This is a genomic window from Bacillus sp. FSL R5-0416, from assembly GCF_037975425.1.
GTDB lineage: Bacteria > Bacillota > Bacilli > Bacillales > Bacillaceae > Bacillus > Bacillus subtilis.
This window is the reverse complement of the sequence record NZ_CP150252.1, coordinates 2,163,098-2,180,012: the sequence shown is the minus strand read 5'-3', so window position 1 is coordinate 2,180,012 and position 16,915 is coordinate 2,163,098. Positions and strand designations below refer to the sequence as shown.

Annotated in this window: 16 protein-coding genes, 1 pseudogene and 1 riboswitch; of the genes and pseudogenes, 11 read left to right on the top strand and 6 right to left on the bottom strand. The window is 41.8% G+C overall.

Features of this window, described 5'->3' with window-relative positions:
• Positions 1-17: 17 nt before the first annotated feature.
• Entirely contained in the window at positions 18-311 is a 294-nt protein-coding gene (locus NYE20_RS11345) for a hypothetical protein (protein WP_161621622.1), read from the bottom strand.
• A 108-nt stretch (positions 312-419) separates the two neighbouring features.
• Positions 420-2,462, bottom strand: a pseudogene (locus tag NYE20_RS11340) (molybdopterin oxidoreductase family protein).
• Positions 2,463-2,609: 147 nt separating this feature from the next.
• Positions 2,610-2,701, top strand: a riboswitch (SAM riboswitch).
• Between the two features lie 97 nt (positions 2,702-2,798).
• Between NYE20_RS11340 and NYE20_RS11335 the strand changes: the two are divergent.
• From NYE20_RS11335 to NYE20_RS11305, 7 genes are all read left to right on the top strand, one after another.
• Positions 2,799-3,821 (top strand): 2-hydroxyacid dehydrogenase, encoded by a 1,023-nt coding sequence (locus NYE20_RS11335; protein ID WP_161621621.1) that lies wholly within the window; start codon positions 2,799-2,801, stop codon positions 3,819-3,821.
• A 17-nt stretch (positions 3,822-3,838) separates the two neighbouring features.
• Positions 3,839-5,302 (top strand): FGGY-family carbohydrate kinase, encoded by a 1,464-nt coding sequence (locus NYE20_RS11330; protein ID WP_161621620.1) that lies wholly within the window; start codon positions 3,839-3,841, stop codon positions 5,300-5,302.
• A 93-nt stretch (positions 5,303-5,395) separates the two neighbouring features.
• The gene (locus NYE20_RS11325; RefSeq protein WP_021481398.1) at positions 5,396-6,640 is read left to right on the top strand and encodes an MFS transporter; all 1,245 of its coding nucleotides are present in this window, start codon (positions 5,396-5,398) and stop codon (positions 6,638-6,640) included.
• A 396-nt stretch (positions 6,641-7,036) separates the two neighbouring features.
• Positions 7,037-7,588: a MarR family transcriptional regulator gene (locus NYE20_RS11320; RefSeq protein ID WP_014479988.1), complete on the top strand. Its 552-nt coding sequence runs from the start codon at positions 7,037-7,039 to the stop codon at positions 7,586-7,588.
• A gap of 15 nt (positions 7,589-7,603) precedes the next feature.
• The gene (locus tag NYE20_RS11315) at positions 7,604-8,542 is read left to right on the top strand and encodes an ABC transporter ATP-binding protein (RefSeq protein ID WP_161621618.1); all 939 of its coding nucleotides are present in this window, start codon (positions 7,604-7,606) and stop codon (positions 8,540-8,542) included.
• Positions 8,543-8,551: 9 nt separating this feature from the next.
• The gene (locus tag NYE20_RS11310) at positions 8,552-9,298 is read left to right on the top strand and encodes an ABC transporter permease (RefSeq protein WP_041849908.1); all 747 of its coding nucleotides are present in this window, start codon (positions 8,552-8,554) and stop codon (positions 9,296-9,298) included.
• Positions 9,292-10,284: an ABC transporter permease gene (locus tag NYE20_RS11305; protein ID WP_161621617.1), complete on the top strand. Its 993-nt coding sequence runs from the start codon at positions 9,292-9,294 to the stop codon at positions 10,282-10,284. The genes NYE20_RS11310 and NYE20_RS11305 overlap by 7 nt, the downstream gene beginning before the upstream one ends.
• A 139-nt stretch (positions 10,285-10,423) precedes the next feature.
• Here the strand turns inward: NYE20_RS11305 and NYE20_RS11300 are convergent, their stop codons facing one another.
• The 3 genes from NYE20_RS11300 to NYE20_RS11290 all read right to left on the bottom strand — a co-directional run bounded on the left by NYE20_RS11300 (position 10,424) and on the right by NYE20_RS11290 (position 12,146).
• Complete coding sequence (locus NYE20_RS11300) at positions 10,424-10,957, bottom strand: GNAT family protein (protein ID WP_049141140.1); 534 nt, start codon at positions 10,955-10,957, stop codon at positions 10,424-10,426.
• Positions 10,958-11,000: 43 nt separating this feature from the next.
• Entirely contained in the window at positions 11,001-11,771 is a 771-nt protein-coding gene (locus NYE20_RS11295; RefSeq protein WP_085187593.1) for a hypothetical protein, read from the bottom strand.
• Positions 11,772-11,837: 66 nt separating this feature from the next.
• Positions 11,838-12,146, bottom strand: coding sequence for a DUF948 domain-containing protein (locus NYE20_RS11290; RefSeq protein WP_029318089.1), 309 nt, complete (start codon positions 12,144-12,146; stop codon positions 11,838-11,840).
• Positions 12,147-12,296: 150 nt separating this feature from the next.
• On the opposite strand from NYE20_RS11290, the gene NYE20_RS11285 reads away from it, so the two are divergent.
• From NYE20_RS11285 to proB, 4 genes are all read left to right on the top strand, one after another.
• Entirely contained in the window at positions 12,297-13,013 is a 717-nt protein-coding gene (locus tag NYE20_RS11285; protein ID WP_015483302.1) for a 3-ketoacyl-ACP reductase, read from the top strand.
• A 299-nt stretch (positions 13,014-13,312) separates the two neighbouring features.
• The gene (gene rtp / locus NYE20_RS11280; RefSeq protein WP_003220337.1) at positions 13,313-13,681 is read left to right on the top strand and encodes a replication termination protein; all 369 of its coding nucleotides are present in this window, start codon (positions 13,313-13,315) and stop codon (positions 13,679-13,681) included.
• A 147-nt stretch (positions 13,682-13,828) separates the two neighbouring features.
• Positions 13,829-14,722: a pyrroline-5-carboxylate reductase gene (gene proC, locus NYE20_RS11275; RefSeq protein WP_010886524.1), complete on the top strand. Its 894-nt coding sequence runs from the start codon at positions 13,829-13,831 to the stop codon at positions 14,720-14,722.
• Positions 14,719-15,834: a glutamate 5-kinase gene (gene proB, locus NYE20_RS11270; protein ID WP_049141139.1), complete on the top strand. Its 1,116-nt coding sequence runs from the start codon at positions 14,719-14,721 to the stop codon at positions 15,832-15,834. Before proC ends, proB begins: the two co-directional genes overlap by 4 nt.
• Positions 15,835-15,884: 50 nt before the next feature.
• Here the strand turns inward: proB and gltC are convergent, their stop codons facing one another.
• Entirely contained in the window at positions 15,885-16,787 is a 903-nt protein-coding gene (gene gltC / locus NYE20_RS11265) for a glutamate biosynthesis transcriptional regulator GltC (RefSeq protein WP_004399246.1), read from the bottom strand.
• Positions 16,788-16,915 lie beyond the last annotated feature (128 nt).

Here is a 16,915-nt window from a genome sequence, read left to right as displayed (position 1 = left end):
CTCTCCTCAGATTTGTTTTATTCACCCTGATGTTTTTCAACTAATGTGAATGTCCAATCTTTTAACATATGTTTCTGGACATATTTTTTTCCGTTTATTTCGATGTAGGGCAGGTCTGTCATGTCTCCGGCTAACTGTTTTGCCTCAGTTGTCGTTATTCCTAAAAAATGTCCGATGTAAAAGTAAATATCTCGTTCTTTTATAAGCAAGGTATCACTTTTTTCATATGCTTTTGGATGGTTCATCTGCTTTAAGCCTTCACCGATAAAATAACCAGCCAAAGCAACACCGATTCCTAAAAAAACGTCCATATGCATGCCTCCATTATGTCGATGTTATGTTATACGGGCTTGGTATACTCCGGGTTTCATTATCAACCAAAAAAAACCGCCAGAACATGATCTGGGCGGTTTTTTCGTTTATGCTTTTTCAATCTGCACGCGTCCTGAAAAAAAGGTGGCGCCGCCGCCCATATCGGACAATCGGTCTGGGGTTAGCGCGTTTACAAGCTGTTTTTTTCCTTGTTCATCCGCCCATAATCCTTGGCTGACAACGACACCTGGCAGCACTTGTTCTCCAACTGCAGCGGTCAGCTGGCATTCTCCCCGGCTGTTCCAAATTCGTACAGGTGCCCCATCAACGATTCCGTGCTCTTTAGCATCTTTTGTGTTGATAAAGAGCTTTGGCGTCTTTTCAAGCTTGATGTGTTTTTCATTATTGGAAAATGTTGAGTTTAAGAAATTATGGTTTGGCCCCGGAACATACATAAACGGATGTTCATTATCGGTTACAAGAGGTGTATATGTCGGTAAAGCAGGGAAGCCGTCTTGTTTCATTTGTTCTGAATATAATTCTATTTTTCCGCTTGGCGTTGGAAGTTCGCCCGGAAACAGTCGCTTTTCGCGTTTCGCTTTCATAAATGAATGCTTAGCAAGTGCATCGTAATCAATCTCTGCCAAATGTGGATTATCTGGATGGTCAAGCGCCTGGCGGATTAATTCTTCATCTGAATCTTTAAGCTCCTGGTCTGTGAATCCCATGGCTTCAGCCAGTAATCGGAAAACCTCAGTGTTAGACTTGCTTTCCCCATATCTCTCAATCACCGGCTGCTGAAGCTGAATGTAATGGTGCCAGTAGGAGGTGTAAAAATCAGTATTTTCAAAAGCGGATGTTGCAGGCAGTACAATGTCCGCATATGCAGCCGTTTCCGTTAAAAACAAATCATGAACCACAGTAAACAAGTCTTCCCGCAGCAAGCCCTGTCTGACTTTGTTTGCTTCGGGCGCGACGACGGCAGGGTTCGTTCCGTAAATAAATAGAGAGCGAATCGGCGGGTCTGTTTCCAAAAGCACCCTGCCAAGCTGATTCATATTAAACGACCTCGGGGTGCGCCCTTTCAATAAGTCGGGCCGCTGCAAGGCATTTGTGTTATATTCTAAAATTCCGCTGTTATGCTTAATTGCGCCGCCCCCTGTGTGCAGCCATTGGCCGGTGATCGCCGGAAGACAGGCAATCGTCCTTACAATCATCCCGCCGTTATCGTGATGCTGGGGTCAGTTTCCGATTCTGATAAAAGAAGGGGAGGTTTCCCCGTACATTTTTGCCAGTCGGTAAATATCTTCGGTACTGACACCGGTGATCGTCGATACCTTTTCAGGATCATATTGTTTCACGTGTTCACGGAGCTCTTCATAGCCAACCGTGTACTCGGACAGAAATGCTTCATCATGAAGGTTTTCTTTAAATAAAATGTGCATGATGCCAAGAGCAAGTGCACTGTCGGTTCCCGGTTTTATTGGGATAAACCAATCTGCAAGACGTCCTGTTTGATTTTTATGCACATCGATCACGACAATTTTGGCACCTTGTTTTCGCGCTTTTTGGGCGATCGTAATTTGGTGCATATTTGTGCTGACCGCGTTGATTCCCCAAAAAATAAATAGTTTTGTATGAACGGTTTCCTCAGGATCGATTCCCGCGCTTATGCCCATTGTATATTTATAGCCTTCAGATCCCGCTTTGCTGCAAATCGTCCGTTCAAGCTGGCTTGACCCCATGCGGTAAAAAAAGCGGCGGTCCATTCCTTCAGCTGTCAATTTCCCCATATTTCCGTAAAAGCTGTAAGGAAGTATGCTTTCAGCTCCCTCTTCTTTAATCAGCTGTTTCCAGCGGGAGGTGATCGTATCGATTGCCTCTTTCCAGGAAATCGGTTCAAATATCGCTTGGCCTTTCGCACCTGTTCGTTTGAGCGGTGTAGTCAGCCGCTTTTCATCATATATGCGCTCCGTCATATTCCGGACTTTGTTGCATATGTTTCCGGCTGTGACAGGATGATCAGGGTCTCCTTGCATTTTTACGATTTTCCCGTCTTTTTTATGTATTAACAATCCGCACTGATCCGGGCAGTCCAGCGAGCAAACGGATTTGAAAATGCCGTTTTGTTGTGTGGCAAAAGATTTCATGGCCCAGTTCCTCTCTCTAGTTAGATATTTTGTAAGAATTATAACATTTCGGATGATAACGTCAATTCTGAAAAAAGAGATTGACATCAATCTGAGACTTCTTTATGATAAACGTATTCTTCATTCTAAAAATTACATACTCAACATTTTCTATCCAGAGAGGTGGAGGGACTGGCCCTATGAAACCTCGGCAACATTATTGTGCCAATTCCAGCAAGCGTCAGCTTGAAAGATAGGAAAGCAAGGTTTATACCGGCGTCTGCCTGTAACAGAGCGCGCCTATATATGAATCTCTTTCCATCTGCGGAAAGAGATTTTTTTTTATGAAAAAATACGATGAAAAGGATGTTTTGCACCATGACGGTTTTGGTTACAGCACCGTACAACGAAGAAGGACGAAAAGAGCTAGAAAACTTTTTTGACTCAGTTGCTTATCAATCTTGGAAGGAACAAGGCCGGGCATATCGGGAGGATGAACTCATTCAGCTGCTAAAAGCAACAAATGCGACAGGCTTGATTACTGAGCTTGATCAGGTAACAGACAGCGTATTTGCTTCTGTTCCCGAACTTTCATTTGTCGGTGTTTGCAGGGGAATGCCCTCCAATGTGGATGTGGCAGCTGCCTCAAAAAGAGGCATACCTGTTTTTTATACACCAGGGCGGAATGCACAAGCCGTTGCTGAAATGTTTATTGGAAATGTGATTTCTTTTCTGCGCCATACCAGCGCCTCGAATCAATGGCTGAAGGATGGAAAGTGGAACAGTGATTACCTGCAGGCTTATGTCAAATTTAAAGGAAATGAATTAACAGGAAAAACGGTTGGCATGATTGGGTTCGGGGCGGTTGGTCAAAGGATTGCAAAACTGCTGACTGCGTTTGACTGTAAAATAAAGTATTACGATCCATTCATTCAAGACGATCATCCGCTGTATGAAAAAGTATCTCTTAAAACGGTGTTTTCAGACAGTGATATCGTTTCTGTCCATCTGCCTCGTACTGAGGAAACACTTGGACTTATTGATCGGAAGTATTTTGATCTGATGAAACAGAGTGCGATTTTCGTCAATACTTCAAGAGCAGTTGTTGTAAACCGTGAAGATCTTTTATCTGTATTAAAAGAACATAAAATCAGAGGTGCGATATTAGACGTTTTTTATCATGAACCTCCAGAGGAATCAGATTATGAATTGATTTCATTGCCTAATGTTCTGGCAACACCGCATCTCGCTGGAGCAACATTTGAAGTGGAGGATCATCACGTGACGATACTGAATAAAGCCCTCAAAAAGTGGAAGAGTGAAAAAACTCTTAATATTCCGACAATGTATAACAAGGACGAACTGAAAACAGGGGTATAAGAAAGGAGGCTAACAGAATGAAAAAACAAAAAGGCTATCTCGTTTTTGATATTGGCACAGGCAATGCGAGGGTAGCGGTCGTGAGTGTAACCGGCAGTGTTTTAACAGTTGAACGGGAGGACATCGTGTATTCCACAGAGACGCTTTACCCGGACAGCCGTTATTTTTCTCCTCAGGTGCTGTGGAAGCAGGTGATGAATTTGGCAAAACGTGCGCTATCCCGTTCGCATGATATTGACATCATTGGTTTGACATCGACGAGCCAAAGACAGGGGATTGTTTTGATTGATCAAAACGGCAATCCTTTTCTCGGGCTGCCGAACATCGATAACCGCGGCCGAGAGTGGGAGGCGAGCATTCCCGATTGGGAAGAGATATACAGCCGCACAGGCCGCCTGCCAACCGCACTTTTTTCCGCGCTCAAGCTTTATGGATTAAAACAGCGCCAGCCCTCTTTATGGGAAAAGACTGCAAGCTTTACTAGCATCAGTGATTGGGTGACGTACCAACTGAGCGGAATATTAACATATGAACCATCACAGGCAACAGAAACCCTGCTGTTTGATGTGAAGCAAAACACTTGGTCAGAAGAGATGTGCGACATATTCGGCTTTTCTCCATCTATCCTCCCGCCTCTTGTAAGAGCGGGAACAGCAATTGGAACGATAGCAAATGAATATGCATCCGAATTAGGCCTTTCAATAAATGCTAAGGTTATAGCAGGGGGCGGGGATACACAGCTGGCTGTCAAAAGCACCGGAGCTGGACTTGAGGACATTGTCATTGTATCAGGGACAACAACGCCAATAACCAAAATTACTGCGGATCATGGCGACACAAAACATAAAGCCTGGCTGAACTGTCATACGGATCAAGGGCATTGGCTTGTGGAAACGAATCCGGGAATTACCGGCTTGAATTATCAAAAATTAAAACAGATTTTTTATCCGAATGAAACGTACGAAGTAATGGAGGAGGAGATTTCTGCACTTGCAAAAGAAGACCATGCATGTGTAGCGGCTCTCGGCTCTTATTTATCGGCTGAAAAGAATGCGTTAACGAGAGGCGGTTTTCTTTTTGATGCCCCGCTGTCAGCACATTTAAAGAGGGCACATTTTGTACGTGCAGCGCTAGAAGAGATCGCATTTTCAATTAAATGGAACTTTGACATTTTAACAGAGGTTACTCCGTTTGAACGTGACTATGTTTGGGTGTGCGGAGGGGGATTCCAAAGCAAAGCGCTCACTCAATATATCGCGGATCTTCTTCAAAAAAAGGTCTATGTCCAAGAGGGATATCATCAGGCATCTGTTGTTGGAGCTGCAGTCATTTGCAATGAAACCTTTCAATTAACGGAGGAGATGTCAGCAAATGTCCGGGTGATCGAACCGAAGGACTGTCAGACCGAATTGGCTTTATATGAGAAATGGAAGCAAACACAGCGCTTTTTTTCAGGTTCAGAAAGCAAAGTATTGATTTAAGGCGGCATTTTTGCTGTTTTGAGGAATCATTTAATTTTCAACTTTAATAAGGTAATACGGTAATGAATATAAGCATCTAAGGAGGAGACAGATATGTTGGATAAAATAGGAATACCGAAGCGGCTTGCCTGGGGATTTTTAGGGGTTGTTTTGTTTATGATGGGAGATGGCCTTGAACAAGGCTGGCTCAGTCCTTTTTTGATCGAAAACGGGCTCACCGTTCAGCAGTCCGCTTCCATTTTTAGTATATACGGAATTGCGCTTGCCATAGCTTCCTGGTTTTCGGGTGTATGTCTCGAAGCATTTGGCGCAAAACGAACGATGTTTATGGGGTTGTTGTTTTATGTGATCGGTACAGCTGCTTTTATCGTATTTGGATTTGAACAGCTGAACCTGCCAGTGATGTATGTGACTTACTTCGTAAAAGGGTTAGGTTACCCGCTTTTTGCTTATTCTTTCTTGACATGGGTCATTTACAGAACACCGCAAAGCAAACTGAGCACTGCTGTCGGCTGGTTTTGGATTGCATATTGCCTCGGCATGTTTGTGTTTGGCGCTTGGTACTCAAGCTACGCGATCAAAGCGTTCGGTTATTTGAATACGCTTTGGAGCTCTATTTTCTGGGTATGTCTCGGTGCATTTTTTGCATTGTTTATCAATAAAGACCGTTTTGAAAAGAAGAAAAGAAAAAGATCAGAAACAGCCGAGGAGCTTTTAAAAGGGGTTACGATTCTATTTACAAATCCGCGCGTGCTTACAGGCGGAATCATCAGAATCATTAACAGTATTGGTACATATGGTTTTCCAGTCTTTTTGCCGATGCACATGGCCCAGCATGGAATTTCAACCAATGTGTGGCTGCAAATTTGGGGAACGATTTTCCTGGGGAACATTGTGTTTAACCTTATCTTTGGTATTGTCGGCGATAAATTCGGCTGGAAAAATACTGTTATTTGGTTCGGCGGAGTCGGCTGCGGCATTTTCACCCTCTTATTATACTACGCACCTGTTTTCTCCGGCGGAAGCTTAGCGGTTGTCAGCGTGATCGGCTTTATTTGGGGCGGTTTGCTGGCAGGCTATGTGCCGATTGGTGCAATTGTGCCGACGGTGGCAGGAAAAGATAAAGGGGCAGCCATGTCTGTATTAAATTTGGCTGCAGGTTTATCAGCGTTTGTCGGCCCCGCACTCGCTTGGCTGTTCATTGGTCTCGTCGGCGCGCAAGGTGTCGTCTGGATCTTTGCGGCCCTTTACCTTGCAAGTGCGGTCTTGACGAAATGTATTCATATACCTGAGGAAAAAGCAGTTAAGGAGGAAACATCTCCTCAATATGCATCTTAATTAGAAAGCGCCCATTTTCCGGGGCGCTTTTTATCATTTGTTCAGCAATGTAAGGATTTCCGATACGGAATGACGCAAAAATGATTGATCTGAACGGGATTTCACCATCACAGTCAGCCGATAAGAAACAGAAAATAAGTCTGAGCCGTTTGTTCCACGTTAATTTCACGTCTTAGCTCGTCATGAATGTTCACTCAAAACAGATTCATAACGCTTTATTCTTCATTGAATTCTCGATGACGAGCCATCAACATTACCTCTTTCTGAATCGATCAGTATATTACTATTCTATGAATAATCGAGGGATTCTAAAGAAAAATAGACAACATATTGACAATATAATGAGAAATGTTATGATGAATAGACAATAAGTTGTCTATTTGAGGAGGGAACATCGTGGATTATTCTAAGGAACTGAAAGATTTATTTTTAATGCAACAGTCTTATGCTACACTTTTTTCCACTTTAAACAAAATTCAATCACGTGGAGACGATTATTATGAAAGCTTAACGTCGAGGCAATTTATGACAATGGTTGCCATACTGCATTTACCGGAAGAGGAAACGACATTCAACAACATTGCAAAAAAATTAGGCACATCAAAACAAAACATCAACAGACTTGTCAGCGGTATTGAAAAAAGAGGTTATGTCATCACTGTACCAAGTAAACGCGACAAGCGTGCAGTTAATGTGAAGATTACTGATTCAGGAAAGCGTGTCATGGAGGAATGCGGTGAAAAAGCGGTGTATTTTATGGCCGATCTATTTAAAGGCTTTTCGACGGAAGAGCTGGAAACATTGTGGATTTTATTGAAGAAACTGTACAGTTTTGACGGAGAAGAACAGGATGGTTTTGAAGAAGACGCTGCTGATTTTGACATTGAACAAAATCGAGACAATTTGAAAACAAATTTATTGCAGGAATTCGCAAAACGGAGAAAGTAAAAAGGAGAACCAACTATGAACAACGTAGCAATAGTAGAAAACTTGAAAATGCAGTATAAAAACAAAACGGCAGTAGATGGGATTTCGTTCGAAGTGAGAGAGGGGGAAGTGCTTGGCTTACTAGGTCCAAATGGTGCAGGAAAAAGCACAACCATTCATATTTTATCAGGAGTATTGTCGGCCAGTTCCGGAAACGTTTCGATATTGGGCCATAGTGTGAAAAAAGGGTCAAAGGAAATGAAGAAAGGCATCGGGATTGTGCCTCAAGATATCGCGATTTATGAGGAGATTTCAGCTGAGAAAAATGTTCGTTTTTTTGCCAGTCTTTATTCTCTTAAAGGAGAAGAACTGAAAGCCCGAGTCAAAGAGGCTTTGGAGCTCGTACAGCTATATGAACGGAAAGATGACAAGCCAAAGACGTTTTCAGGCGGGATGAAAAGAAGATTAAACATTGCGTGCGCCATTGCTCATCAGCCGAAACTGATTATCATGGATGAGCCCACGGTAGGAATCGATCCGCAATCCCGGCATCACATTTTGGAATCGATAAAAGAGCTGAAAACAAAAGGCGCAAGCATCATTTACTCTACACATTATATGGAAGAAGTCGAGGTGATTTCAGATCGTATTATGATCATGAATGAAGGAAGAATTATTGCCAATGGAACAAAAGAAGAGCTGTACAGAGAAGTCAATAAAGAAATAACATACGCTTTTCAACTGGCGCATGTTCAGCGATTAAATAAAAACTCGATTAGAGAAATCATAGGAGTGACAGGAGTTGATTTCTCTGACCATCAACTAAATGTTACCGTTCAAAAGAACCAAGATCACCTGAGTGAAATCATATTAGAATTGAGTGCCCAAGGCTGCAGCATCCTAAACATGAACAAAAAAGAGGCATCGTTAGAAACGGTATTTTTAGAGCTGACGGGAAGAAATTTAAGAGATTAGGAGAGCAAAATGAGTTTGTTAAAATTGATAACATTTGATTTTATGAATATTTTAAGGAATCCGGTTCTTGTAATAGCCAATACGGCCTTTCCTTTCGTTCTCATTCTGGTCATGGGCTTTGTTACGAAAAGCAGCTTTGGAGCAGGCGGGGTAAGTTCTTATGATTATTACGGAGTGAATATGATGATTTTCACTGCAGCTCTGATTGCTATGACGACCTCTAATACGTTTATGGAGGAAAAGGTGAAGAAAGCGAACCTTCGTATTGTGTATGCGCCGGTTTCGACAACTAGTATTTATCTTTCTAAATTACTATCAACCTTTATATTCAGTGTCATTATGTACAGCATGAATGTGTTGATAGCCCAAACGATTTTTCATTTGAACTTTGGAGGACAATATCTTACGTATTTCATGCTTTTATTGTATGTATTTTTATTTTTCGGTTGCTGTTTAGGCACAATGTTCTGCAGTTTGTTCAAGAATGAAGAACAGGCGAATGGGATTATGCAAATTCCGATAGCTTTTTTTGTTTTCTTTGGTGGCGTATTTTTCGGAATTCATAGATTTGGAGATACCGTCAATCAGATATCGATTCTTTCTCCGATTAAATGGGTAACAGAATGTTCATTTCGTCTCATTTATGATCATGATTTCAGTATGCTGCAGCCTGTTATGTCAGGACTAATATTGGCTTCAATCATTTGTATTGCCGTTTCTCATGTTGTATTTAAGCCGGAGGGATATATATGCTGAGTTTATTCCAAAACAGGTGGGAGCGAATCCTGACCAAAAAAGACATTATTATCATTGCATTAATCATTATCCCTCTGATGATTGGCGTTGCGATTATGTTTTCCGGGAAGCCGGTTTTCAAAGAAACAATCGCTTTTGTTACAGAACTGGACGAAGTTCATCATTTGCCGAGTGATTCTGCATTTAGAGTGGTAACGGTAGATCAGAAGCCGAAGTTTTCTGATCTGATGTTAGGGAAATATGCAGCCATTGTAGAAAAAAATCAACTTGATTACAAAGTAACCACGTTGAAAAGTAAAGCGGATCAAAAAATGATTCAGCAATTTTTTGAGACTGGAGAAATGCCAGGCAGCTACCGGGGAGAGGATGAATTAAGGACTGAACGGGGAACGGGAACGAATATATTAGGCTTTATCATGATGCTTGTATTGATGCAAGGTGTGGCATTAGCTGCGTTATATCCAGAAGACCGGATGCTCAAAACCTTCAAAAGGATTTTAGTGTCTCCCGTGCATGTGGGGAAATATTTGTTGGTTCAGTTTATCTTTACTTTTTTATGTTTATACATACCCACTTACTTGGCCATCCTAATTACAAATGTACTCTTTCATGCTGAAATTGGTTTCCGTTTAAATATTCTTGCTGGGTTACTGGGTGTTCTTACAGTGCTTGCAACAGCATTCGCTATCTTTATGGCTTCTGTGATGGATCGAAACATCAGTTTGATGACGAGTGGTATCAGTGTGATCACGTGTGTATTGTCAGGCTGTTTTATTTCTTTTGCTCCACATCATCCAATATTAAATGCCCTTTGTGCGATACTGCCACAAAAAGCGTATATGATTTTCATTCACGGGGTAGAAATGGGGGATTCAATGTGGGAATACAAAACTCAGGTTATTTATATTTTGATGTGGTCGGCTGCGTTTTGTTTCCTTGGGGATTTTATCACAAGAAGAAGAACCAATAAAGGGATTTATGAGTAGGGGAAAAAGTTATTAGCATTGTTTTAAGAGATGAAAATCTTGTAGGGATTGATCAAGAATCAAAACGTCATAGCTGATGCAGGTCATGAATCGGACATTTTAAAGGAAAAGGGATGTGGCACAGACCAAGAGAATACCGTCATTCTCTTGGTTTCACAATAGAGTACACATTTGTATCATATGGAGTCCCATTTTGATACATGTACTGTCTTAAAACGCCTTCTTTTTGAAACCCCATTTTTAGAAGCAGACGATTTGATGCTTCATTAGCGATAAATACAACTGCGCCAATACGCGTCAGTCCAAGGGCAGAAAATCCGTAAGATACGACCTTTGAAAGGACTTCTGATGCAAATCCGTTTTGCCAATGCTCCGGGATGATTTCATAACCGATTTCCGCGCGCCTATGCTTTTGGGCCAGAGCGTGAAAGCCTATTGTTCCGATCAGTTCTTTAGTGTCCAGTCTTTCAATTCCCCACCGTATACCGCGTTTTTCTTGATAGAGGGCAGCAAACGTTTGAATCATTGAAATGGCCTGTTCTTTAGATTCCATGTTTTCAAGCCCATAATAGCGTGTCACCTCATCGTTTGAGAAACAAGCAAAAATGGCTTCCGCGTCCTGATCTGTGATTTGCCTAAGTATAAGCCGATCCGTTTCTAATATAGGAAACATTCAACCACTCCCCGCGTTTGTGTTTTTGTTTATCATATCCCTTTTATTTCCTCTTTTCTATAGCGAAATCAACCAATGCAGCAAAGGAACGAATTTGTGTTTCTAGTTGCTCTTTGTTTTTGTTGAATTGTTTCAAACGATGGCCGTTCGCGCCTGATGGATGGGGAAAGCCGTTAAGGCAAATCAAATTCTGGAGGCTGTGCTGTCTGATCAATGTTTCACATACTGTTTCGGCCGCTTTTCCTAACGGAATGAGAAGAGCTGGTCCCGTCACATGGTTAAGCTCCGCAGGGAAGTGCCCAAAAGCATAGGTGCTTAGAATAGGAGAATGAGTGATAGCCGGTTTGTATCCGGTATAGTTTTTTTGCTGGATAAAGACAGGATATTTAATAACGGAAGTTGTATGGAGCATATGCCGTAATTCTCCAAAAAGCTTTGCGGCGCTTTGAATGCCAAAAGCTTGCGGCAGCCCGCATAAATCCAGCATGGTGATAAGGTTATGTCTCATCGACCCGGAGAAACCCGCTGCTATTTTTGTATCTACCGCCATTTGCTCAAGAGTGCGGCCTTGCCGCAGACTTTCGACTGCTGTTTCGTACGCTGTTTTCATCTGGGAAAAACCCGGCGTGATCCCGGCAATCACAATCGTAGCAGTCCGATTGATATATTCATTATGAGGTGAATAGTAGATGTCAAGTTCATTTTCTTGATGGAGATGAAATGGAGAAATAAGTAAATCCGACTTTGTAAGTGAAGAGGGAAGAGAATGTAGTTTTTCTGCGAACTCCTTTAAGCAACTGTGGTTTACAATCATGCGAAAGCCTCCTCAAAAAATGATATCCCATTGTCCATTCTGATCGAAACAACGGGATATCATTCATCATGACCTGCTATTTAAATGACCAGCCTGCCACACCTCTTTAACAGCTTTAGGAACTTTTTTCACTTCAGCTGCGGTCTGCTGAAACGTGTATTTTTTTATTTGGACATCCTGCTGAATCTTCTTTTGTTTTTGCGTCAGCAGCTCTGTTTCTGTTTTTAATCCTTCGATTTGTTTTTGCATAGCCTGCGTAACAGAGGAAAGCTCCTTTAGTGCAGGGTCCATTTTTTTCTTGTTTTGAATCACGGTAACTCCTAAGAAGATAATAGAAACTGCTAATACTGCAAGACTGATATAAACAATAATCATATGTTCACTCCTTTTCTTATGTCAATACCCTGTATCCGTTTTTTTAATCAGAAGAAATGATATTTACACAGTTCGTTTGATTTGCGTATTGGATGTATTGTACTTATAATGTGATATCGTACATATGTAAACAAAGAAAGGGTGCTTCAATTGCAAAATTTACAACATAAAACTGCACTAATCACAGGCGGAGGCAGAGGAATTGGCCGCGCTACTGCTTTGGCGCTTGCCAAAGAAGGCGTGAATATCGGGTTAATTGGCCGGACTTCCGCTAATGTAGAAAAAGTGGCTGAAGAAGTCAAAGCGCTTGGTGTAAAAGCTGCATTTGCTGCTGCAGATGTAAAAGATGCCGATCAGGTTAACCAAGCTGTAGCTCAAGTGAAGGAACAGCTCGGTGATATCGATATTCTCATTAATAATGCCGGCATCAGCAAATTTGGCGGTTTCTTAGATCTGTCAGCCGATGAGTGGGAAAATATTATTCAAGTCAACCTAATGGGTGTGTACCATGTCACGCGCGCGGTGCTTCCGGAAATGATCGAACGCAAAGCCGGAGACATCATTAATATTTCGTCTACAGCGGGTCAAAGAGGAGCTGCTGTAACAAGTGCTTACAGCGCTTCTAAATTTGCCGTTCTCGGGTTAACAGAGTCTCTTATGCAAGAAGTGAGAAAACATAATATCAGAGTCAGCGCGTTAACGCCGAGCACTGTCGCTAGTGATATGTCTATCGAATTGAACTTAACAGACGGTAATCCTGAAAAAGTGATGCAGCCTGAGGATCTTGCTGAGTACATGGTGGCACAATTGAAATTAGATCCTCGTATTTTCATCAAAACAGCGGGATTATGGTCAACAAATCCTTAAAAATGAAAACCTGTCTTTCGACAGGTTTTTTTATTTGAATGAAATCCGTACCGGTAAAATGAGATATGTAAACCCTGGCAATCGTTTAAATTGAAGATAGCAGTAAATGCAGGCTATAATAGAACTAAGAAAACTATGTACCAAATGTTCAGTCGAAATTTATTTTTTCCGCTACACCTATAATCAGTAAACATGAAATGACTGGACTATCAGTCTTTAATATAAAGAAGGAAAACAATAAAAGAAAATTGAATATTTAGTACATAGTGTTGTCAGTGACAGAAGAAGGAGTGCATATGATGAAAGAAGAAAAAAGGAGTTCAACAGGCTTTTTAGTGAAACAGCGCGCATTTTTGAAGCTTTATATGATAACGATGACAGAGCAAGAGAGACTCTATGGGTTAAAGCTGCTTGAAGTACTTCGGTCTGAATTTAAAGAGATTGGTTTTAAACCAAATCATACAGAAGTATACCGGTCTTTGCATGAGCTTCTTGATGACGGGATACTAAAACAAATTAAAGTAAAAAAAGAAGGGGCTAAGCTCCAGGAAGTCGTCCTCTATCAATTTAAAGATTACGAAGCCGCCAAGCTATATAAAAAACAGCTGAAGGTAGAGCTGGATCGCTGTAAAAAACTGATTGAAAAAGCCCTCTCAGATAATTTTTAATAGAAACAAACACCCGGCGCAGCAGTGTGAACCGGGTGTTTTCTGCTTTTCATTATACATATTTGTCGAAAAGAAACAATACAAATCAATGATGACCTTCAAACTTGACATCATTTCCTCACGTGGTAACATTTTAAACGTGTGAAAATGCGAACAAAAAAGCGAACAAAGGAGATGTTACCGATCTTTGATCAAAAGAAAGTAGCCTTTATAGGAGCAGGATCTATGGCGGAAGGAATGATATCAGGTATCGTTCGTGCCAACAAAATCCCGAAACAAAACATCTGCGTTACAAACCGCAGCAATACAGAGCGATTAACTGAACTTGAACTTCAATATGGCATTAAAGGCGCCTTGCCGAACCAACTATGTATTGAAGACATGGATGTGCTCATTTTGGCAATGAAGCCAAAAGACGCTGAAAACGCTCTGTCATCACTAAAATCACGTATTCAACCCCATCAATTAATATTGTCGGTCCTTGCCGGCATAACCACCTCTTTTATTGAACAATCATTGCTTAATGAACAGCCGGTTGTCAGAGTGATGCCCAACACTTCCAGTATGATTGGCGCTTCTGCAACAGCTATTGCCCTTGGCAAATATGTGTCGGAAGACCTGAAGAAGCTGGCCGAAGCATTGCTCGGATGCATGGGCGAAGTCTATACAATCCAAGAAAATCAAATGGATATATTCACCGGAATTGCAGGCAGCGGACCCGCGTATTTTTATTATTTAATGGAATTCATTGAAAAGACAGGCGAGGAAGCGGGCCTCGATAAACAGTTATCTCGAAGCATCGGCGCACAGACACTTTTAGGTGCCGCAAAAATGCTCATGGAAACAGGAGAACATCCTGAGATCTTAAGAGATAATATCACGTCACCGAACGGAACGACAGCAGCGGGGCTGCAAGCCTTGAAAAAGAGCGGCGGCGGAGAAGCGATTTCTCAAGCAATAAAGCATGCGGCTAAGCGTTCAAAGGAAATCAGCGAAGATATCGAAAAAACTGCAGCACCGCTATCAGGAGTGATAAAGTGACGCCTGATACAAGCATGAAAAGAGTCGTTGTGAAGATTGGAAGCAGTTCATTAACAAGCCTTCATGGAGAAATCAGCATTCGAAAATTAGAAGCGTTGGTCGACCAGGTCGTCAAACTCAAAGACGCCGGTTATGAAGTGATTTTGGTTTCCTCAGGCGCAGTGGCGGCGGGATATCGCAAGCTCGGATTTATCCAAAGGCCCGAGAAGCTTCCAGAAAAACAAGCATCAGCTTCAATCGGCCAGGGATTGCTGATGGAGGCTTATTCAAAGCTGTTCTTGGCACACGGCTATGTCGCATCCCAAATTTTAATTACGAGAAGCGATTTTTCTGATGAATATCGATACAACAATGTCAGGAATACAATGAATGTACTGCTCGAGCGCGGCATCATCCCGATCATAAACGAAAATGATACAGTTACCGTCAATCGGCTCAAGTTTGGCGACAATGATACACTCGCGGCAAAAGTCGCAGGATTGATTGATGCAGATATGCTTGTGATTTTATCAGATATAGACGGATTATATGACGGCAATCCGCGCACAAATCCAGAAGCGAAAAGGATACAGCGGGTGAGTGAAATAACACCTGACATCGAAGCATTCGCAGGTGACACTGGAAGCATCGTTGGCACCGGCGGCATGCGCTCTAAGCTTGATGCGTTTAAAATCGTAATGGCGTCTGGCATTAAAGGTTTCCTTGGTCAGGCAGATGCTGGCGATATTTTATATCACGCCGTTCATGAACAGGCGGAAGGCACCTATTTTGAAGCAGAAGGAACGCTTCCGTTGAATCAAAAGGAGAAATGGATCGCTTTTAATTCCGGTCCGGAAGGTGAAATGTTTTTATCAGATGACTGTTCACGAAAAATAACAAACGGCCAATCGAGTTTATACCTGGACGGTGTACAGAAGATTAAAGGGAAATTCAAAAGCGGTTCAGTTGTTCGGCTGATGGATTCAAAAGGGACGGAAATCGGCCTTGGAATCGTCAATTACTCTTCTGTACAGCTTCAAGAACCGGAAAAGAAAAAGGAACTGACAAACAGAGCTCTAATTGATCAAGAAGCCTTTGTTTGCCATGTGGATTTTTCTTTACCTGTAAATTAATTTGCAGAAAAAAACCCGAAGCTTCTATATAGAAGCTCGGGTTCATTTTTTTATTGATACTGCTCCAGCTTAGAGAAAAATTGAATGACAAACTCATAAAAATCATTCGCAGAAGGCGCAAGCTCTCTATTTTTCGGTTTAATGATTCCGACAGTCCGTTTTACTTGAGGGAACTCAATTGGAATTTTCACAGTAAAACGAGGTGTTGTTTCAGCAAAAGTACTTTCAGGCAGAAGGGTAACGCCCATTCCTGCGGACACTAACCCTTTGATAGCATCCAAATCCTCACCCTCCGTGGAAACGAGAGGAGCAAAGCCTGCTTGTTTGCAAGTATCGATTGCCATCTCTCTAAGTACAAATCCTTCCGGGAACAATACAAATTGGTCGTTGCGCAAATCGATTAAATGAACCGTTTTTTGTTTAGCAAGCGGATGATTTAATGGAACAAGCGCGTAAATTTTTTCAGTAAATAATATTTTTCCCGTTATGTCAGAGAAATTCGTCGGCACCGGTCCTAATAAGGCCAGATCAATATCGCGGTTTCTGACAGCTTCAATCAGAAACTTATAGGAGCCTTGGCGCAGCAAAAATTCGACGTGCGGATATTCTTCTTTAAACGCTGAAATGACAGTCGGCAAAAGCTGGCTGGCGAGGCTTGTAGGAAAGCCGATCTTTACCGTTCCGCGATGCGGGTCAAGATACTCATCAATTTGCTCTTTCGCATAATCAATGGCTTTCATCGCCGTTTTCACATGAATCAAAAATTCTTTTCCGATTGGCGTGAGTTTGATATTTCTCCCTTCACGCTCAAATAAGGTCACATTTAATTCTTCTTCAAGATTGGCAATTTGTCTGCTGATTGCTGATTGGGCCACATGCAAATGATCAGCGGCTTCTGAAACGTGTTCTCTTTCAGCCACCTCCATGAAATAACGCAGTTGGCGCAGCTCCATGTTTGTCTCACATCCATCTATCTCATTTTGAGATTCTTTTGATCTAAATTATATATTGTTTATATCGTTTTGAAAACCTACAATGATTATAGAGTTGTTAGATTTTATGACCGGTATTATCGGAAATT